The organism is Flavobacterium akiainvivens (genome assembly GCF_001278115.1).
GTDB classification, from domain to species: Bacteria; Bacteroidota; Bacteroidia; order Flavobacteriales; family Flavobacteriaceae; genus Flavobacterium; species Flavobacterium akiainvivens.
This window is the reverse complement of sequence record NZ_LIYD01000005.1, coordinates 1,349,775-1,370,087: the sequence shown is the minus strand read 5'-3', so window position 1 is coordinate 1,370,087 and position 20,313 is coordinate 1,349,775. Positions and strand designations below refer to the sequence as shown.

Annotated in this window: 12 protein-coding genes; 10 read left to right on the top strand and 2 right to left on the bottom strand. The window is 44.1% G+C overall.

The genetic code is table 11. From position 1 onward, the window contains the following. The first annotated feature begins 7 nt into the window (after window positions 1–7). From AM279_RS06085 to AM279_RS06055, 7 genes are read left to right on the top strand one after another with little or no spacing between them, the layout of a single operon-like run. Window positions 8–2,518 carry an alpha-L-arabinofuranosidase C-terminal domain-containing protein gene (locus AM279_RS06085; RefSeq protein ID WP_236688502.1) on the top strand — a complete coding sequence of 837 codons (2,511 nt, stop codon included), beginning with the start codon at window positions 8–10 and terminating at the stop codon, window positions 2,516–2,518. 4 nt (window positions 2,519–2,522) lie between these two features. Next, window positions 2,523–4,454: a family 43 glycosylhydrolase gene (locus AM279_RS06080; RefSeq protein WP_054406856.1), complete on the top strand. Its 1,932-nt coding sequence runs from the start codon at window positions 2,523–2,525 to the stop codon at window positions 4,452–4,454. Between the two features lie 20 nt (window positions 4,455–4,474). Next, the gene (locus AM279_RS06075) at window positions 4,475–5,257 is read left to right on the top strand and encodes a gluconate 5-dehydrogenase (RefSeq protein WP_054406855.1); all 783 of its coding nucleotides are present in this window, start codon (window positions 4,475–4,477) and stop codon (window positions 5,255–5,257) included. 3 nt (window positions 5,258–5,260) lie between these two features. Continuing rightward, window positions 5,261–6,661, top strand: coding sequence for a glucuronate isomerase (gene uxaC, locus AM279_RS06070; protein ID WP_054406854.1), 1,401 nt, complete (start codon window positions 5,261–5,263; stop codon window positions 6,659–6,661). Window positions 6,662–6,665: 4 nt separating this feature from the next. Then, window positions 6,666–7,673 carry a sugar kinase gene (locus AM279_RS06065; RefSeq protein ID WP_054410162.1) on the top strand — a complete coding sequence of 336 codons (1,008 nt, stop codon included), beginning with the start codon at window positions 6,666–6,668 and terminating at the stop codon, window positions 7,671–7,673. Between the two features lie 39 nt (window positions 7,674–7,712). Beyond that, window positions 7,713–8,378 (top strand): bifunctional 4-hydroxy-2-oxoglutarate aldolase/2-dehydro-3-deoxy-phosphogluconate aldolase, encoded by a 666-nt coding sequence (locus AM279_RS06060; protein ID WP_054406853.1) that lies wholly within the window; start codon window positions 7,713–7,715, stop codon window positions 8,376–8,378. Window positions 8,379–8,389: 11 nt separating this feature from the next. Next, window positions 8,390–9,769 (top strand): MFS transporter, encoded by a 1,380-nt coding sequence (locus AM279_RS06055; RefSeq protein ID WP_054406852.1) that lies wholly within the window; start codon window positions 8,390–8,392, stop codon window positions 9,767–9,769. A gap of 424 nt (window positions 9,770–10,193) precedes the next feature. Here the strand turns inward: AM279_RS06055 and AM279_RS06050 are convergent, their stop codons facing one another. Continuing rightward, window positions 10,194–12,185, bottom strand: a complete 1,992-nt coding sequence (locus AM279_RS06050; RefSeq protein WP_236688501.1) for a RagB/SusD family nutrient uptake outer membrane protein — start codon at window positions 12,183–12,185, stop codon at window positions 10,194–10,196. A gap of 25 nt (window positions 12,186–12,210) precedes the next feature. After that, window positions 12,211–15,291 (bottom strand): SusC/RagA family TonB-linked outer membrane protein, encoded by a 3,081-nt coding sequence (locus AM279_RS06045; protein ID WP_054406850.1) that lies wholly within the window; start codon window positions 15,289–15,291, stop codon window positions 12,211–12,213. A gap of 406 nt (window positions 15,292–15,697) precedes the next feature. Between AM279_RS06045 and AM279_RS06040 the strand changes: the two genes are divergently transcribed. The 3 genes from AM279_RS06040 to AM279_RS06030 are packed head-to-tail and all read left to right on the top strand — an operon-like array spanning window position 15,698 to window position 20,306. Then, window positions 15,698–16,996, top strand: a complete 1,299-nt coding sequence (locus AM279_RS06040) for a rhamnogalacturonidase (RefSeq protein ID WP_054406849.1) — start codon at window positions 15,698–15,700, stop codon at window positions 16,994–16,996. A gap of 20 nt (window positions 16,997–17,016) precedes the next feature. Further along, window positions 17,017–19,149 carry a hypothetical protein gene (locus AM279_RS06035; protein ID WP_054406848.1) on the top strand — a complete coding sequence of 711 codons (2,133 nt, stop codon included), beginning with the start codon at window positions 17,017–17,019 and terminating at the stop codon, window positions 19,147–19,149. Window positions 19,150–19,151: 2 nt separating this feature from the next. Continuing rightward, window positions 19,152–20,306 carry a glycoside hydrolase family 88/105 protein gene (locus tag AM279_RS06030; protein WP_054406847.1) on the top strand — a complete coding sequence of 385 codons (1,155 nt, stop codon included), beginning with the start codon at window positions 19,152–19,154 and terminating at the stop codon, window positions 20,304–20,306. Window positions 20,307–20,313 lie beyond the last annotated feature (7 nt).

Sequence of the window (20,313 nt, the reverse complement as noted above, 5' to 3'; positions counted from 1 at the left end):
TTGCCTGTTGGCAATAGTATTTTTTGTGCCGTTTGCTAAAGCAGGAGATCCTAGAAAAGTGTACCTGCTGGCTTATAGTACAGAGAAAGATAAAGGCCACAACGGGCTGCATTTTGCATGGAGCCAGGACAAGCTGAACTGGAATGCCATTGGGCCTGAATATCCGTTCCTTAAGTGCGATTACGGTGCCTGGGGCAGCCAGAAACGCATGCTGGAGCCTTTTCTTTTTAAAGATACCAAAGGTGTTTTTCACTGCCTTTGGACGGTAAACGAGCAGGATAATGTACTGGCGCATGCAGAGAGTACCGACCTGGTTAACTGGGGTCGCCAAAGCTATGTGCCTGTAATGAAAACAGCCGGGCTTAACCCTGATATTGCAGCTACAGTAAGGCAAATTGAGGTTTCGGGTAGTGGCACTTATACTGTAAACTGGCTCAACGATTTAGCATCAGGTGTGGTGTTTACTGCAACTACTCCTGATTTTAAAAACTATTCTGAAACGCAGGTTGGCCTTGTTGAAAAAAGAAAAGACATTCGCCAAAGGTTTACCATTTCAGGCGAAACCGTAGAAGGTACTGTTACCGAGGTAGACTGGAGTATGGTTGATAACCTTATAAAAAATATGGAGGTTGCCAAATTCAGGCAAAAGCAAAACAGCGCATCACCTGAAACCGATAAAGCCCTGTTTGCAGGTCTAAAGCCCTTAACTGCAGAGATTACCATTAATGCAACCCAAAAGAAACCCATAAGCGATGTGTTGATGGGCGTATTTTTTGAAGATATAAACTATGCGGCTGATGGTGGCCTGTATGCCGAACTTATCCAGAACAACAGCTTTGAATACAGCCCTGCCGATAAAAAGGGCCGTGACGACAGTTGGAATGCCCGTAGCTTTTGGAATGGCAATTTTACCGTTGATACCCTTAACGGCATACACTCTAATAATCCGCATTATGCCGTACTTAAAAACGGCAGCATTACCAATACCGGTTTTGATGGAATACCCGTAATTACAGGCGATAAGTATGATTTTAGCATTTTTGCCAAAGGCGCTGCCTGTACTGTAAAACTTGTAGATGCTAACGGTACCGTATTGGCGCAGGCAACGATAAAGCCAGGAAAAACCTGGAAGAAACATTCGGCGGTATTAAAGCCTTCTAAAACAGTGGCCGATGCCCGCCTTGAAATAAGTACAAGTGGCGAGGTAGCGGTAGATATGGTATCGCTCTTCCCGCAAAAAACATTTAAGGGCAGGAAAAATGGATTGCGTGCTGATCTTGCCCAAACCGTAGCCGACCTTCACCCTAAGTTTGTGCGTTTCCCGGGCGGTTGTGTGGCGCATGGCGACGGTATAGACAATATTTACAGATGGAAAAACACAGTTGGACCGCTTGAAAACCGTAAGTCAGACCGCAATATATGGCACTACCACCAAAGCATGGGGCTGGGTTATTTTGAATACTTTCAGTTTTGCGAAGATATTGGTGCAGAGCCCGTTCCGGTGCTGGCTGCCGGTGTGCCATGCCAAAACTCGTCAACCGGCGGAGCGGGGCAGCAGTTTGGCATCCCTATGGAGCACATGGATGAATATGTGCAGGATGTGCTCGACCTGATTGAATATGCAAATGGCAGCGCTTCAACCAAATGGGGTAAAGTGCGTGCCGAGGCTGGGCATCCTAAGCCGTTCAACCTTAAATACATTGGCATAGGTAACGAAGACCTGATAACCGATGTGTTTGAAGAGCGCTATACCATGATAGTTGAGGCCGTACGTAAAAAATACCCGGATATTATTATCATTGGCACAGTAGGGCCGTTTTTTCAAGGCACTGATTATGTAGAGGGATGGGCTATTGCCGATAAGCTACAATTACCTCTGGTAGACGAGCATTATTATGAGCAGCCGGGCTGGTTTATTAACAACCAATCGTTTTATGATGCTTACAGCCGCAAGGCTACAAAAGTATACTTGGGCGAATATGCATCGCGTGGTAACACATTTTATAATGCATTGGCCGAAGCCATTTACCTTACCGGTATTGAACGCAATGGCGATGTGGTAAGCATGGCATCTTATGCGCCGCTTTTAGCCCGTGAAGGGCACACACAATGGAACCCAGACCTGATTTACTTTAATGGTACAGAGGTAAAACCTACGGTAAACTACTTTGTCCAGAAGCTGTATGGCGAAAACCCCGGCGATGAATACCTTCAAAGCGTTGTATCACTTTCTGAAAATAATGATGAAGCCGTAAAACGAGTGGGCATCTCGGCTACGACCGATACTGCTACGGAAGATGTAATTATAAAACTGGTTAATATACTGCCGGTTACGGTTACACCGGCCATAGAACTTCAGGATATAAAAACTAAAGGTAACGCGGTATATACAACACTTACTGATGTTCCCGAGGGTAAAACAGGCAGGCCTGTAACTATACAGTTGCCGGTTCAGGAAGCGCTTAAAAAAGCCTTGCCGCCGTATTCATTTACCATAATCAGGATAAAAACCAGGTAAACCAATGAAAAAACTACAATCTATACTGCTTTCAGCCTTGTTCTCGCTATCGTTTGCGCATGCACAGCAAGCTCCGGAGGCAGTACCTGATAAAGACCTTAAAGCCTATCTGTTTGTGTACTTTGGGGGTAAAGACTCCAAAGGTAATCATGAGGCCGTTCGTTATGCTATAAGCCCTGATGGCTATCATTATTATACACTGAATAATAACAATGAAGTGCTGGACAGCAAGAATATAAGCACTACAGGCGGCGTGCGAGACCCGCACATACTGCGTGGCCCTGATGGAAAAACATTCTATATGGCGTGTACCGATATGGTAGCAGCAAACGGCTGGGACAGTAACCGTGCTATGGTGCTGCTTAAGAGTACCGACCTGGTTAACTGGACCAGTAGCGTGGTAAACATACAAACCACCTATCCTAAAAACCAGGATTTAAAGCGTGTATGGGCACCTCAGACTATTTATGATGCCAAAGCAAGTAAGTTTATGGTGTATTTCAGTATGAAGCACGGCAACGGACCCGATATTATTTATTATGCTTATGCCAATAAAGATTTTACAGCCCTTGAGGCAGCACCAAAGCCCCTTTTTATCCCAAAAGATGGCAAGGCCTGTATAGATGGCGATATTATTGAAAGAGATGGTGTTTTTAACCTGTTTTACAAAACCGAGACTGATACGCCTGGGATTAAAGTCGCCACTACTACCGATTTAACATCGGGCAAATGGAAAGAGTTTCCGGATTATTTACAGCAAACGCCCGATGCCGTAGAAGGTGCAGGTGTGTTTAAGCTGAGCCATAGCGATGAGTACATCCTGATGTATGATGTGTATAAAAGTGGCAAATATCAGTTTACCAAAAGTACCTGCCTGCAGCATTTTAAGGCTATTGATAATGAAGTAACCATGGATTTTCATCCACGCCACGGTACCATTTTACCCATTACGCGCAGCGAACTCAACGGGCTTATTGCCAAATGGGGCAAGCCGGCCAATTATTCTGAAATTGACCAAAACCCTGTACTTGAAGGCTTTTATGCCGACCCCGAAATATTATACAGCAACAAAACAGGCAAGTATTACATATACCCAACCAGCGATGGTTTTGACAACTGGGGCGGGTACTATTTCAAGGTGTTTTCGTCAGACAACCTTACCAACTGGAAAGACGAAGGCGTTATCCTCGACCTGAAAAAAGATGTGAGCTGGGCACACCAAAACGCCTGGGCACCCTGTATAGTTGAGAAGAAAATAAAAGGGCAGTACAAATACTTCTACTATTTTACCGCCAATAAGCAGATAGGTGTAGCGGTGTCTGATAACCCCACGGGGCCGTTTACAGATAGCGGTAAGGCACTGATAAACTTTAAGCCTGAAGGTATAACCAAAGGACAGGAAATAGACCCCGATGTGTTTATCGACCCAAAATCGGGTAAAACGTACCTGTATTGGGGCAACAGCTATATGGCTGTAGCCGAGCTAAACGATGATATGGTCTCGCTTAAACAGCACACCCAAAAAACAATTAGTATTGATAAAACCTTCCGGGAAGGCACTTATGTGATTTACCGCAAAGGCACATACTACTTTATGTGGAGCGAAGACGATACCCGAAGCCCTAACTATAAAGTACGCTACGGCACGGCTAAATCGCCACTTGGGCCAATTACAATACCTGAAAATAACATTGTAATTCAGGCAGATAAACAACAGGGTATTTACGGTACAGGCCACCACTCGGTAGTGCAGGTGCCGGGCAAAGATGAGTGGTATATTGTGTACCACCGCTTTCCGTACCCTAACAGGCAGGATATAGGGCCTTCAGCCGGTTACCACCGCGAGATATGTATAGACAGGATGGAGTTTGACAAACAAGGCAATATTATAGAAGTAAAACCTACTTTAAAAGGCATTTCGCTGCCTAAGAAGTAGTAAATCATAAACCCAATAAAATGGAATTATTCAGTTTAAAAGGAAAAAGGGCGGTTATAACCGGTGGCACACACGGGCTGGGCATGGCTATGGCCGAAGGGCTTGCAAAAGCAGGTGCTGAGTTAATTATTACCGGTACAACCCCGCAAAAGCTTGAAGAAGCGCTGGAGTATTACAAAAGCTTTGGCTTTGCTGCCAGTGGCTATATTTTTGATGTTACCGATGAAACCGCCGCTATAGATAATGTAGCCCGAATGGAGGAGGAGCATGGCCCTATTGATATTTTGGTTAACAACGCAGGCATTATAAAGCGCGTGCTGGCGGTAGATATGCCTATTGAGGACTTTCGACGTGTGATAGAAGTGGACCTTGTAGGTGCTTTCATTATGAGCCGTCAGGTAGCAAAACGCATGATTGAGCGCCGCAGTGGCAAAATCATAAACATTTGTTCTATGATGAGCGAACTGGGGCGCACAAACGTTTCAGCCTATGCATCTGCCAAGGGCGGGCTTAAAATGCTTACCAAAAACCTTGCGACTGAATGGGCTCCCTACAACATCCAGGTAAACGGCATTGGCCCCGGCTATTTTGCCACCAGCCAGACAGAACCCATCCGCGTAGACGGAAACCCTTTTAATGAATTTATTATAAGCCGCACACCTGCCGGTAAATGGGGCGACCCCGAAGACCTTGCCGGTACTGCAGTGTTCCTGTCATCTAAGGCCAGCGATTTTGTAAACGGCCAGATTATTTATGTAGACGGCGGCATACTGGCCACCATTGGCAAACCCTCAAACGAATAAACCATGGCAAAACCTTTTATAACCGAAACCTTCTTACTGCAAAACAAATTTGCTGAAGAGCTATATTTTAAATATGCTGAAAAGCAGCCTATTATAGACTACCACAACCACCTGCCACCTGCCGAGATTGCAGCCGACAGGAAGTTTGAAAACATATCGCAGCTGTGGATTTCGGGCGACCACTACAAGTGGCGCGCTATGCGTACGCTGGGCATTAACGAAAAATACATAACCGGTAATGCGCCAGATGAGGAAAAGTTTGCCGCGTGGGCCAAAACAGTGCCACATACGCTGCGTAACCCATTGTTCCACTGGACACAATTGGAGCTAAAGCGCTATTTTGATGTAGACGATTACCTTAACGAAGCCTCAGCTAAAGATATTTATGCGAATATCAACAGCAAACTACAACAGTCGGGATATAGCGTTCAGGGGCTTCTTACTAAAATGAATGTAGAAATGCTGTGTACAACAGAAGACCCCATTGATACCTTAGAACATCATAAAACGCTGGGCAATGGCAATTTTGGTACTAAAGTAAATACGGCGTTCAGGCCTGATAAGGCGGTACTGATTGAAAACGATACGTATAACGATTACCTGGCCCAGCTTGAAAAGGCTTCAGGCACAGTAATCAATACTTATAATGATTTAAAAGATGCGTTGCTGAAACGCCTGGATTTCTTCCATGAAAATGGATGCAGGATAAGCGACCTGGGCTTTAACCAGTTGCCTTTTGAAACCTTTACAGATGCAGAAGTTACTGCCATTTTTGAAAAAAGGCGTCACGGTGGTGCACTAACCGTAGTTGAGGCCGATAAGTTTAAAACAGCGTTGTTACTGTTTTTATGTGAAGAGTATGCCACACGCGGCTGGGTGCAGCAGTTTCACCTTGGAGCCATGCGTAACAATAATGCCCGTATGCACCGCATACTGGGGCCTGACACCGGTTGGGACAGCATAGGCGACTATATGCAGGCTACTACATTAAGCCGTTTTCTTGATGCGCTGGATAGTAAAGACAAGTTAGCCAAAACCATTTTATACAATCTTAACCCGGCCGATAATGAGCTTTTTGCTACCATGGTGGGTAATTTTAACGATGGTTCGCATCGTGGCAAGGTACAATATGGTTCGGGCTGGTGGTTTTTAGACCAAAAGGATGGCATGATTAAGCAGCTTAATGCGCTTAGCAATATGGGGCTGCTAAGCTGTTTTGTGGGTATGCTTACCGATTCACGCAGCTTTATGTCATTCCCAAGGCACGAGTATTTCAGGCGTGTATTGTGCAACCTGTTAGGCCAGGAAATGCAAACCGGCGAACTGCCGCAGGATATAGAATGGGTGGGCAATATGGTAGCCGATATTTGCTACCGTAATGCCAGTCAATATTTTGAATATTAAGTATATGGGTAAGGTAGTAACCTTTGGCGAGGTTATCATGAGGCTTTCGCCACCGGGATATAATAAAATGAAACAGAGTCACTCGCTGGAGTTTTTCTTTGGCGGAACAGAGATGAACGTGGCGGCATCGCTGGCGCAGTTTGGTCTCAACGTGCAGCATATAAGTAATGTTAGTGATGATTTTGTGGGCCAGGCTGCCCTTGCCTGTATGCAGGGTTATGGCATAGACATTTCGCACATTAAAAAAGTAAATCATCCCCTGGGGCTTTACTTTATGGAGGTAGGCTCCGGCCTGCGTGCCAGCCAGATAACCTACAACAGGCTTCACGGGGCTTTTGCAAATATAAAACCGGAGCAGGTTGACTGGGAAACAATACTGGATGGCTGCACACTGCTGCACTGGACAGGTATTTCCCCCGCAATAAGCGAAGGCGCTTACCAAACGCTGAAACAGGGTTTGGAATTGGCTTTAAGTAAAGGCATTACTATTACGGCCGACCCGGCTTACCGCAGTAACCTGTGGCAATATGGCCGTAACGGGCATGAGGTACTGGCTGAATTGTGCAGGCTCAGTACTGTTTTTATTGGTGGCGTTAATGAAGTGAATGAAATACTCGGCACACAGTTTACCCAGGATGAAGAAGGCTTTAAAGCCGCTGCCCAAAAGCTGATACAGGATATGCCCAACATTGCTAAAGTATACGATAAGGTGCGTACAGGCCTGAGCGCTACACACCAAAAAATATTTGCACAGGCGTGGGATGGCAAAACATATTTTAAAACCTCGGAAATTGAAATTACCGATGTGGTAGACCGTATTGGTACCGGCGATGCCTATGCAGCAGGGCTTGTTTATGGCCTTGAAACAGGTATGGCCGTAGCCGAAACAATTGCCTTTGCTAATGCTGCCTGTGCACTAAAACATACTATAGCAGGCGATGTAAACCTGACTTCTGTGGCTGAAATAAGTGAGGTGGCCCAAGGAAATGTAAGCGGAAGACTCAAGAGGTAGTTTAAAAAATTTGAACAAAATTTCAATCGATATAGTAAAATGAAAGAAAAAAAAGACATTGTTGCTGCTATTAAAAAACAAGGTGTATTACCGCTTTATTTTAATGCTGATGAACGTGTAAGCATAGAAATACTCCGTGCACTTTACCGTGCCGGTATAAGGGCCATTGAGTATACAAACAGGGGGGCAGCTGCTTTTAGCAACTTTAAAGCGCTGCTGGCAGTGCGTAATACTGAAATGACTGATTTATATCTGGGTATAGGTACCCTTAAAAAAATTGAGGAGGCTAAAGAATATGCAGCAGCCGGCGCTGATTTTTTTATAAGTCCGGGTTATGTACCTGAAATTGCCGTTTTTGCTAAAGAGCACAATTTGCTATATGCCCCCGGCTGTATGACACCCACCGAGATTATTGAAGCCGAAAACAATGGTGTAACGTTTATAAAACTGTTTCCGGGCAATGTATTGGGGCCTGGTTTTATGAATAGTATAGGCAGTGTATTCCCTAATCTTGATTTTATGCCTACAGGTGGGGTTGAACCTACCCATGAAAGTGTAAAAGCATGGTTTAATGCCGGGGTTTGCGCTGTAGGTATGGGAAGTAATCTTGTTACCAAAGATTTTTTACAAAATAATGACTACAAAGGTATTGAGGCAAAGACAGCAGAAGTATTACAGCTCATAAAAGAATTTATTAACCCTTAAAACACGGTATTATGGGGCAAAATTATATTAAATCGGTTGGGCGCTACAGGTGGACAATTTGTGCACTGCTTTTTGTTGCCACAACCATTAATTACCTGGATCGCCAGGTGTTGAGCTTACTGGCGCCCACACTGTCTAAAGAATTTGGATGGAGCGAAACCGACTATGCTAACATTACGGCAATCTTTCAGTTTGTATATGCACTTTCAATGCTTTTTGCAGGCCGTTTTATAGATAAGATAGGCACCAAGTGGGGCTATGGTATTGCCATAATTATATGGAGTTTAGGAGCCATTTTACATGCCGCTTCTGTACCTGTTGGCGAAGGGGCTACAGCTGTTTTACAGGCTTTTGGCATTGTGGCAGTGCCGTCTATAGCCGGTTTTATGATAAGCCGTGCCGTATTAGGTTTTGGCGAAGCAGGCAACTTTCCTGCTGCTATAAAAGCAACGGCCGAATATTTTCCTAAAAAAGAGCGTGCCCTTGCAACCGGTATTTTTAACTCTGGGGCTAATGTTGGGGCTATACTGGCGCCTATTACAGTGCCACTAATTGCTGAAATTTGGGGCTGGGGTATGGCTTTTATACTGGTGGGGGCAGCAGGCTTTCTATGGTTGTTTTTCTGGGTTATTTTTTATGAAAAACCTCAAAAGCAAAAATGGCTCTCTGAAGCCGAACTGGCTTATATTAATAGTGACAATGCTGTTGAGCAGGCTGTCGAACCTGTTCATGAACCTGCCGAAACGAAGGTTTCCTGGTTCAGGCTTTTGGGTTACAGGCAAACATGGGCTTTTGTAACCGGTAAGTTTATGACCGATGGTGTGTGGTGGTTTTTCCTTTTCTGGCTGCCAAAATACTTATCGGCACAATACGGGCTTGAGTCTACCCAAATGCAGTTTCCGCTGGCGGTGCTGTACACCATGACCATGTTTGGCAGTATAGGTGGGGGCTGGTTCCCTATGTATTTTATAAACAAAGGCTACCAGGCTTATGATGGGCGTATGCGCGCCATGATGATTATAGCCTTATTTCCGTTGATTGTACTACTTGCACAGCCACTTGGCAGTATAAGCTTTTGGATGCCGGTACTGCTAATAGGCATAGGTGCCAGTGCACACCAGGCCTGGAGCGCCAATATTTTTACTACCGTTAGCGATATGTTTCCTAAAAAGGCCATAGGCAGTGTTACCGGCATAGGCGGTATGGCCGGGGGTATAGGCGGTGTGGTAATAACTAAATCAGGTGGTGCCCTGTTTGACCATTATAAGGCACTGGGCAGCCTTGAAACGGGTTATACCATAATGTTTAGCTTTTGTGCAGTATCTTATATTATAGCCTGGTTTATTATGAAAACATTAGTGCCAAAATATAAACCTATTACCGATTTGTAAACCAATACTTCAGGAACAAATTGAAAAGCCCACCTGCTTATGGCAAGGTGGGCTTTGTGTTTATAGATATTCAGGATTTAAACAATTATGTATATCAGGATTTGCTGAATGACGGATTATGTTGATTTAATGATATAAATAGTGTTTGTAGTTTGGATAAAATCAGTTTGTAACGGGTATATGTATTAATATTTTTAGGCTCATTAAATATATTCAGCAATTAGAATTACTGTAATTATATTGCCTGTCATGATATTCAGCAAAGCGAAAACCTGTTGCAACTACAAACTTGTAAACGGTTTTCTTCTAATCTTATTTACAAACGTATATAAAAAACAATACACAGGCATTGCCTGTGTATTGCGTGTAAAATAAAACAAACCCAAATTTATTAAACTTAACCCTAATAAATTTTATTTTAATATTAGTAACCAGGATTTTGCATAGCCTGTTTTTGTTCCGGTGTTAGTGGGCTTCCATTGCTAAAGTTAAGGTCAAGGAAAGATTGCGGAATAGGCCTCAGGTTATGGTGGTCCTGTATAAATGGCGCTGCCGAAGCATTATAAGCCCTTGTGCGCGATACAAGTGTTTTAGTCCTGGCAAGGTCTTCCCAACGGTGATATTCGCCACAAAGCTCCCTTGTGCGCTCGTTTAGCAGGAAGCACAGCATCCTGTTATATTCGCCTGATATGCCAAGGGTACTAATGATGTCTTCATCTTCCTGCGGCAATGTTCCTGTGCTTGAAACCGTTAAGGTTGTTGCAGCAGTAGTTTCGGCAATGTGGGTAGACTCATAGTATGAGTTCTCGGTCATAAACGAGTTGTTGTTAGGGTCTGGTGCAAAAGCAGATACTGTATAAGCCGCACCACCATCAGTATAATAACTGCGGTCTTCACCGGCCTTAAAGGCAGCACGCTCCCTAACGGCATTAATGTAGGTTAGTGCATTAGCATAAGAGCCAGAGCCCATTGCTGCCAGCCTTATCTCGGCTTCGGCTGCCATAAGGTATGTATCTGCCGAACGGGCCAGTATTTCATCACGGAAACCACGTGTTTCGTTTATGTTAAGGCGTGAACCATCAAAATGCTTAGAAAGAGACGGCCAGCGTGGCTCAGCCAGTAGCGTTTCTCCGCCGGTTGAGTGGGCTACATAAACACTTGGTATTGTTTTAGTGGTGGTAACAGGGTTGCCTTCAGCATCTTCATACGTACGGGTGTTAAGTATACCCGGATCGTTATTATACTTTCTTTGTGCGAAAGTGTTATCACTCTTATGGTTTATGATGTACAAAATACCAAGGTCGCCATTGATATAAGTGCTTCCAGAGGCGTTGTTAACACGGTGCTTGGTGCGGAAACTTTTCCATATACGCGAGTCATTTACAAGGTCATACGCTTCATACACAAAATAAGTAGGGGCAAGCCTGCTGTATGGGCGCATACCGGTAAGGTCCCTTTTCATCATAGGAAGGTCATCATATTTAGAAGTAAACATCATGTGGTTGATGTTTATAGAAGACGATGAAAGGTTGCTGGTAAACTGTGCCGAAAGTATAATTTCAGACAGGTTTTCGCTGGCATCGTCAGGAGCTGTAAAATCCCAAAGGTCCTGGTAATTTGTAGCAAGCGGGTGGGCTGCAATAACCTCGTCGCACAGTTGTTTACATTGTGTAAGGTCTGCCTGTTTAGTACCGCTGTTCCATGAATCGTTAATTTCGCTGGCGCGTGAAAGCAGGGTTTTGGCAAGATAGTGCTTAGCCGCATCTTTTGTTAACCTTGCCGGTGCACCACCCGCGGGAAGCAAATTGATAGCCTCTTGAAAATCAGCAACAATCTGGTCATATACTTCTTGTGCTGTGGCACGTACAAACTCATTTTCTACTGTTGAAGATGGTACTAATTTTAGTGGCACACCACCATATTGCCTAACAAGGCGTAGGTAGGTAAACGCCCTGAAAAAGTGCCCTTCGCCCATAGCTACTTCTTTAACAGCCGGGTTTTGAGAATCTATAGCAGTAGCATACTGTATAATCAGGTTAGCAATGTTTATACCGGCATAAGCATAGTTAAACTGCCAGTCAGAACCTACAGTATTTGAGTTAATGATAGGTATTATAGACTGAAAGTTAGCATTATACCTGTTCCAAGTGCCGTTAGAGTCGTCTCCGCCTATCGTAAACTCATCTGTACCATAGTTTGTGGTGGTATACTGAAGCTCATTTGCAAACGGCTGAGCCAGTATGCGCTGGTAGCCACCTATAGCAAGTGATATTATACCTTCTTCGGTTTGGTAGTAATCATTGTTCCTTGCTGTTGTAAGTGTTTCATCAAGAAAATCATCATGGCAGGATTGTACAGTACCCATAGCCAGTACTATAGCCGCAAGCCTTATACTTATATATCGTGTTTTATTCATTTTCATCATAACTAATTTTTAAGCATTATAAGTCAAAGTTAATACCGGTTACAAAAGCCCTGTTAAAGTACTGGGCGTTTACATCAAGGTCTACCCAGTCTACTTTAGAATAGATTGTACCTACGTTTTGAGCCTGTACATATATCCTCAGGCCGCTTATTTTAAGCCTGTCGGTAACTGTTTTAGGGAATGTGTAGCCAAGAGATATGTTCCTGATTTTTATAAATGAGCCATCTTTGTAACCAAGAGATTCAAAGTAAGGGTCTGCAGTACCGGCTGTAAACTCCGGCCTTTGCCAGTCAGAATTTGTATTGGTTTCGGTATAGTAGTTAATTTGCCTTTGATTAAAGCGGCCACCCTGCCACTCACCACCGGTGCTGTATTTGTAGCCAAGCCTTCCGTAAAGGAAGATATCAAGGTCAAAGTTGCCCAGTTTAAAGCTGTTTGTAAGGCCCACTACATATTTAGGCATTGTGCTGCCTATTACCTTACGGTCGTTATTTGCATCAATTTTATAGTCGCCGTTAAGGTCAGCAGGCCTGGTTTGTCCTGCTTCAAAAGTGTGGCCGTTTGCATTAAACAGTGCCATTTCTTCAGCATCTTCAGGTTTCCAGATACCGGCCGACTCATAGCCATAAATTACACCCAGAGACTGGCCTACAAACCAGTTGTTTGTAAGGTTTTCTTCTACGCCATTTGCAAGCTCTGTAATTTCATTTTTTTGTAGCTGGCCGTTAAAGGTAGACGTCCACATAAATTTGCCTGTATCTATATTTACAGTATTAAGGCTAAGTTCTATACCGTTACTTTTTGTTGCGCCTACGTTAGCCCATGTATCAGGATATCCGTTAACAGGGTTAATTTGCTGTAGCATTAACAGGTCGGTAGTTTTAGAAGTATACACGTCAAGTGCACCGTTAATTCTTGAATTAAGTACGCTAAAGTCTACACCTAGGTTGTACTGTGTTGTTTTTTCCCAGGTTAGGTCCTGGTTTGCAAGTGTTGCCGGTGCTGTACCTGCGGTAAGCGCCGAACCATCGGGATAAAAGATAGACGTAAGGCCGCCTTTTGTTGCGTAGTTGCTAATGGCTGAGTTACCTACCACACCCGCACCTACACGAAGCTTAAGCTGGTTAAGCCATGTGGCTTCTGAAAGGAAATCTTCGCTTGACATAACCCAGTGTGCCTGTGCACTTGGGAAGAACGACCACTTGTTGCCTTCAGCAAGCTGTGAAGCACCGTCATAACGGCCGGCAACAGTAAGTGAATATTTGTCATCATACGTATAGCTGGCTTTACCAAGGTAAGAAAGCAGCTGGTTTTCTGTTAACGATGCACCCCATGAAGCAAGGGTTACGTTAGCAGAGTTAAGGGCATCCCAAAGCTGGTCTGAATACGGAATGTTGTTGGCAGCAAGGCTGTTAGATTCTGCACGGTACTTGGTTTCAGTCTGGCCGAATACAAAATCAAGGTTGCTTTTACCCAATTGCTTGTTGTAGAATAAAAGGTGCTCCAGTGTGTAAGACATAACCTGGTCCCTGTATACCGATGCATAGCTTGAACCGCTGCGGATAACCGATTCTCCGTCAAGGTACATACCATTTCGGTTGAAAGACAGGTCAGGACCAAAGTTAACCCTGTACTTAAGCCCGTCTAACGCCGACCAAATACCGCCAAAGTTTACCTGGCCGTAGAAGCTACCAAAGATACGGCTGTTAACACGGTCGTCTTTAGAGTATTTAGTTTCATCAATTACAGAACGAACGGCATCATCTCCACCCGGGAAAAGAATCCTTTCGCCGTTTTCATCATAAGGAACAGCATAAGAGTATACTGCCTTTGCCGACTCATAAAGGCCGTTTGTGTTTACAAGGCCACTGCGGCCTGCTGTAGACTGGCCAAAGTTTATTAAAGAGTAGCTTGCGTTTAGCGTTGCACCAAATGAGAACCAGTCAGTAGGGTTAATATCTACCGTTACTTTACCGGTATAGCGCTTAAACTGCTGGCCTACAACGGTACCTTTATTATCAAGGTAACCAAATGAACCAAAAGCCCTTGCTTTTTCGGTACCACCACCCACATTAAGAGAGTATTGGTTGGTTATACCCGTTTGGGTTACATAGTCTGTCCAGTCACGAGATACTACTTTAGATCCATCCCATGTGCCACCTTCCCAGCCGCGCTCTATATTAGCCCATGCAGAAGGGTCTTGCGAACCTAAGAAAATAGCATAGTCATTATCATAGTTAGGTTGGTCGCCACGCGGGTATACTGTAGGGTCCTGGTAGTAACGCGCCCAACGCCTGAAGGTAATATAGTCGCTTGCATTCATCATAGGTGCAAGGTCATGTATTTTTTCTATTGTGGTAGAGTAGTTTAAGCTGATTGTAAACTTACCTGCTTTACCTTTTTTAGTAGTTACCATAACCACACCGTTTGCACCCCTTGAACCATAAATAGCTGTGGATGAAGCATCTTTAAGGATATCGATAGACTCAATATCAAGCGGGTTGATGTTTTCTATACCACCCGAAATAAGCGGGATACCATCTACTACATAAAGAGGTGTATTAGAGGCACTCAGTGAACGTGTACCACGAATGGTAATAGCACCCAGTGTACCCGGGCGCTGGCTTGATGTAATGTCTACACCCGCCGCTTTACCCTGAATGGCTTCAAGCGCGTTATTTACCGGCCTTGATTTAAGTTCTTTAGAGCTAACACTTACAATAGCACCGGTTACATTAGATCTTTTTCGCTGGCCGTAACCTACAACAACTACTTCGTCAAGCTGTTCGGTATCAGATGCCAGGGTTACATTATAGTTTGCCTCGTCTGTTACTGTAATTTCCTGGGTAGTAAGCCCAACAAAAGATATTTGTAAAACATCGCCGGATGTGGCTTCAATAGAAAATTTACCGTCTGCATCGGCCATGGTGCTCTTGTTAGTACCTTTTACCACAACGCTGGCCCCGGCTACGGCCTCGTTATTAGCATCAAGTACTGTACCCTGTACAATGTTGCCCTGTGCAAACACCACAGAAGGGAGGAGCACTACAAGCAGCAGCAGTAATTTTAAAAACAAGTGACTCGTAGTTTTTTTCATAAATACATAATTTTTTGCTGTTTAATTTTCATATTTCACAGTAAAATTAGTCTTTGCATATAGCCAGTTATCCTGTACTATCCTGCCATCTTAAAAAATTATCCTGCTTTAAATAAAACGTTATAGTTAATTTTTGAATTAAGAAATCAATAAAAGTTCAGTAAATACTAAGCTTTTGCAATATAACGTTTTCGTGATTTAAATGTTAAGTAAAGTGTAAATGCTGCTTTAAAATTTCTTTAACATTTTTTCAGATGCAGATTAAAAAGTGTTTTTTACACACAAATCCTTATGATTGCTTCGTTTTGAGTAATTGTGAGGCAAGAAAGTACAGGACACCCCATCATACTTTGATTTCTATATTTGTAAGTCATGGCTTTTAAATACAGCTGATATTCAACTAATAATGAAAAAAGCAATACTATTTATATTACTGTTACAATTTACTGTGCTTGCTGCGCAGGACAAATTTCCTGATGGAACAGCTGTGCCGGATTGGTTCAGGAAAACAGATGCCGTAAACCTTACATCTCTCGGCAAGCAATACAAGGTTACTGATTATGGTGTGGGGAGTGACAGTACTCTTTTGCAAACCCAAAAGCTGCAGGCAGTTATTGATAAAGCAGCCCAGGATGGCGGAGTGGTAGTACTGCCTAAAGGTACTTATCTTACAGGGGCATTATTCTTTAAACCCAGAACCCATTTGTATCTTGAAGAAGGTGCAGTGCTTAAAGGCAGTGATGATATAAGCGATTTCCCGGTTGTAATGACAAGGATAGAAGGCGAAACCTGCAAGTATTTCCCGGCGCTTATAAATGCCGATAGTGTAGACGGGTTTACCATTTCGGGCAAGGGTACTATAGATGGTAATGGCCTGCGCTACTGGAAAGCCTTCTGGCTGCGCCGTGAGTGGAATCCTAAATGCACCAATAAAGACGAAATGCGTCCGCGCCTTATTTATGTGTCTAACAGCAAAAACATACAGGTATCGGGCTTAAAACTTAAGAATTCTCCGTTTTGGACTACACACTTCTATAAATGCGAATATGTAAAGCTGTTCAATCTTACTATAACATCGCCCAAAGCGCCTGTAAAAGCCCCAAGTACCGATGCGGTAGACCTTGACGTGTGTAGTAACGTACTGATTAAAAACTGCTATATGTCGGTTAATGATGATGCCGTGGCGCTAAAGGGTGGCAAAGGCCCTCAATCTGACAAAGACCCCAACAATGGCGAGAACCGTAATATTATTATAGAAGACAATACCTACGGTTTCTGCCACAGTGCACTTACCTGTGGAAGCGAGTCTATACACAATTACAATATAATATTCAGGCGCTGCACGCTGCACGAAGCCCAGAAAACCCTGCACCTTAAAATGCGCCCTGATACCCCACAACGCTATGAATATATTACTGTTGAAGATATTACCGGAGATGCCGGAAGTTTAGTGAGTATTAAGCCCTGGACACAGTTTTTTGACCTCAAAGGCGAAAAAGATATTAAGTTATCGTATGCCAGTACTATTGTAATGAAAAACATTAAGCTGCAATGCAGCACCGGTTTTGATATAGAAAAATCTGAACAGTATATATTATCAGATTTCACATTTCAGGATATCGAACTTAAATCGGCTAAAGGCGCCATAGAAAATACAGCAGCCATTAAAGATGCAGTGCTTAAAAATGTAAACGTTAAGCCATAGCCAAAACAAACATCCAATCGATGATTAAAATTTCCTTTATAAAATATAGTGCAGTTATTGGTTTTGCCTTGCTATCGTGTAATGCTGTGGGGCAGGCCATAAACCGAAAGGTACTTACTGAACGCAACAATCCGCATATCACGCAATTTGATTCGCTGGCATCATTATCAGTGGGCAACGGCAATTTTGCCTATACCGTAGATGCCACCGGCCTGCAAACCTTCCCTGAGTTGTATGCAAAGGGTGTACCGCTGGGCACGCAGTCGCAATGGGGGTGGCACAGCTTTCCTAATACAGAACATTGCAAACATGAGGAAGCACTTAAAAATTACAATTTCCGCGGTAAGGAAGAGCCGTATTCAGTTCAGTTTAAAGAGCCAGGCCGCCAGCAGGATGCTGCTAATTACTTAAGAGCCAACGCGCACAGGCTGCACCTGGGCTATGTTGGGCTTGAACTTACTAAAAAAGACGGCAGTAAGGTTAATCCACAAGATATTAAAGATATAAACCAAACCCTGAATCTTTGGGATGGGCTGATTAGCAGCAATTACATTATTGAAGGCAATCCCGTAGCAGTACAAACCGCGGTACATCCTGATAAAGACCAGATTGCGGTAGCTCTGAGTTCAGCACTCATTAAAACCGGGCAGCTAAAAATCAACTTCCGGTTTCCATATCCTACCGGAAACCATACCGATGACGCTACCAACTGGTCTAAACCCGGTAAACATAAAACGGAGGTTGTACGCCAGGACGGTCATTCCTTTGTGTTGAAACGCACGCTTGATGATACTGTTTATTATGTAACCGTGCAGTATACCGGTAAGGCAAAATTATCTCAAAAAGAACCGCATTACTTTATCCTTTCCCCGCAAAGCGCTGATTTTTCGTTTACGTGCACTTTTACCGAAAAAACAGTAAAAGATAAAGAAGATGCTCAATCAACCCTTAAAGCTTCAGCAACATACTGGAACAGTTTTTGGAAAAATGGTGCAGCTATAGACTTCTCTAAATGTACCAACCCCCGTGCTAAAGAGCTGGAACGCCGCGTAGTGCTTTCGCAATACCTCATGGCTATACAGAGTGCAGGTAAGTACCCGCCACAGGAAACCGGGCTAACGTACAACAGCTGGTTTGGAAAATTCCATCTTGAAATGCACTGGTGGCATGCCGTTCACTTTGCGTTGTGGAACCGTACCGATTTGCTGGAGCGCAGCATGGACTGGTATTCACAAGCCTATCCGGTAGCTAAAGAAATTGCACAACGGCAGGGTTTTAAAGGTATCCGCTGGATGAAAATGACCGATCCATCGGCACAGGAGGCACCTTCGGGGGTAGGGTCGTTCCTTATCTGGCAGCAGCCGCATTTTATTTATATGTCAGAGCTTATTTACCGCAATAATCCTGATAAGAAAGTACTCGAAAAATACAACAGCCTGGTTCAGGAAACGGCAGCATTTATGGCTTCGTTTGCTGATTATGACAAGGCTAAAGACCGCTATATACTACAGGGCATTATAGCTGCACAGGAAACCCTTAGGGCATCAGAAACCGTTAACCCACCCTTTGAGTTATCGTACTGGCATTATGCCCTTACAACGGCTCAAAAATGGCGCGAACGTATGGGGCAGACACGCAAGCCTGAATGGGATGTGATTATTGCAAAATTATCTCAGCTTACGGCTAAAGACGGCCTGTACCTGGCATCGGAAGACGCGGTTACTAACTATACTGATGTACGCTTTACGTCAGACCACCCTGCTGTTTTGGGGGCTGTGGGCATACTGCCGCAAACCCGCCTTTTGCAGCCTGAAATTATGAAAAATACGCTTAACTGGATTTGGGATAACTGGAACTGGGATGAAACCTGGGGCTGGGATTACCCCATGGTAGCTATGAATGCTGCCCGCCTTGGCGAACCTGAAAAGGCCGTGGGTGCACTATTGATGGATAAACGCACAAATACCTACCTTGTTAACGGCCATAACTATCAGGATGAACGCCTGCGCGTATACCTGCCGGGCAACGGAGGCCTGCTAACGGCTGTGGCAATGATGTGTGCCGGTTGGGATGGAAGTACAGGTACAAACCCGGGTTTTCCTCAGGATGGCACCTGGAATGTAGTGTGGGAAGGACTAAAACCAATGCCTTAATTATGAAGAAACACATATATATTCTTGTCATACTATTGGCAACATTTTCTGCCTCAGCGCAAAAGACGGCTATACAGTTTGCCGATTCAGAGATGAAACGTTTTCCGCAGGCATGGCAGATTGACCACGGCAGCAGGCTGTATTTTGGCTATTCGCAGGGGCTGGGCTGCCTGTCTATGCTTAAGGTATGGAAGCAAACCAATAACCCTAAATACCTGGATTATGTTGTAAAATGGGCTGATACAGTTATTAACTATAAAGGCGACATACACCTGTACAAGCCTGAAACCTACAATATTGATTACATAAACTCCGGCAAGGTGCTGTTTGATGTGTACAAACAAACGGGTAACGAAAAATACAGGCTGGCTATGGACAGGCTGGTGGAGCAAATGAAAAACCACCCCCGTACGCTGGAGGGAGGCTACTGGCACAAGCTTATTTACCAGCACCAGATATGGCTCGATGGGCTGTATATGGGGGCACCATTCCTGGCACAATATGCGGTAACTTTTAATAAGCCAGAACTTATAGACGATGTTGTAAATCAGTTTCTTATCTGCGCTAAGCATACGTATGATGCCAAAACCGGGTTGTATTACCACGCCTGGGACGAGAGCAAGTCGCAAAAATGGGCAAACCCGGCCACAGGTCAGTCGCCCAATTTTTGGGGCAGGAGTATAGGCTGGTGGTATATGGCGCTGGTAGACGTGCTGGACTACATCCCCAATGAACACCCTAAACGGCAGGAACTTATAAAAATAATACAGGGCCTCGCGGCAAGCCTTGAAAAATACCAGGATAAAACCGGCCTTTGGTACCAGGTGGTAGATAAGGGCACACAATCAGGCAATTACCTCGAGGCTTCGGCTTCCTCTATGTTTATGTACGGTTATGCAAAAGCAGTAAACAAAGGCTATATAGATGCCAGATACAAAAAAGTGGCCGAAAAGGCATATAACGGCTTGATGGATAACCTGATAGTGAAAAATGCTGACGATACACTCACGCTCACAAAATGCTGTGCCGTAGCCGGTTTGGGCGGTTCGCCATACCGCGATGGCAGCTTTGAATATTATGTAAACGAACGCATTCGCGATAACGATGCCAAGGCAACGGCCCCTTTTATTATGGGCTGCCTTGAGCTGGGAAAATAAATTAGAT

What these genes read in the sequence shown, in the direction of transcription:
- AM279_RS06080 (WP_054406856.1), top strand. Translation starts at nt 2,523, where the DNA reads ATGAAAAAACTACAATCTATACTGCTTTCAGCCTTGTTCTCGCTATCG.
- AM279_RS06075 (WP_054406855.1), top strand. Translation starts at nt 4,475, where the DNA reads ATGGAATTATTCAGTTTAAAAGGAAAAAGGGCGGTTATAACCGGTGGC.
- uxaC (WP_054406854.1), top strand. Translation starts at nt 5,261, where the DNA reads ATGGCAAAACCTTTTATAACCGAAACCTTCTTACTGCAAAACAAATTT.
- AM279_RS06065 (WP_054410162.1), top strand. Translation starts at nt 6,666, where the DNA reads ATGGGTAAGGTAGTAACCTTTGGCGAGGTTATCATGAGGCTTTCGCCA.
- AM279_RS06060 (WP_054406853.1), top strand. Translation starts at nt 7,713, where the DNA reads ATGAAAGAAAAAAAAGACATTGTTGCTGCTATTAAAAAACAAGGTGTA.
- AM279_RS06055 (WP_054406852.1), top strand. Translation starts at nt 8,390, where the DNA reads ATGGGGCAAAATTATATTAAATCGGTTGGGCGCTACAGGTGGACAATT.
- AM279_RS06050 (WP_236688501.1), bottom strand. Translation starts at nt 12,185, where the DNA reads ATGAATAAAACACGATATATAAGTATAAGGCTTGCGGCTATAGTACTG.
- AM279_RS06045 (WP_054406850.1), bottom strand. Translation starts at nt 15,291, where the DNA reads ATGAAAAAAACTACGAGTCACTTGTTTTTAAAATTACTGCTGCTGCTT.
- AM279_RS06040 (WP_054406849.1), top strand. Translation starts at nt 15,698, where the DNA reads ATGAAAAAAGCAATACTATTTATATTACTGTTACAATTTACTGTGCTT.
- AM279_RS06035 (WP_054406848.1), top strand. Translation starts at nt 17,017, where the DNA reads ATGATTAAAATTTCCTTTATAAAATATAGTGCAGTTATTGGTTTTGCC.
- AM279_RS06030 (WP_054406847.1), top strand. Translation starts at nt 19,152, where the DNA reads ATGAAGAAACACATATATATTCTTGTCATACTATTGGCAACATTTTCT.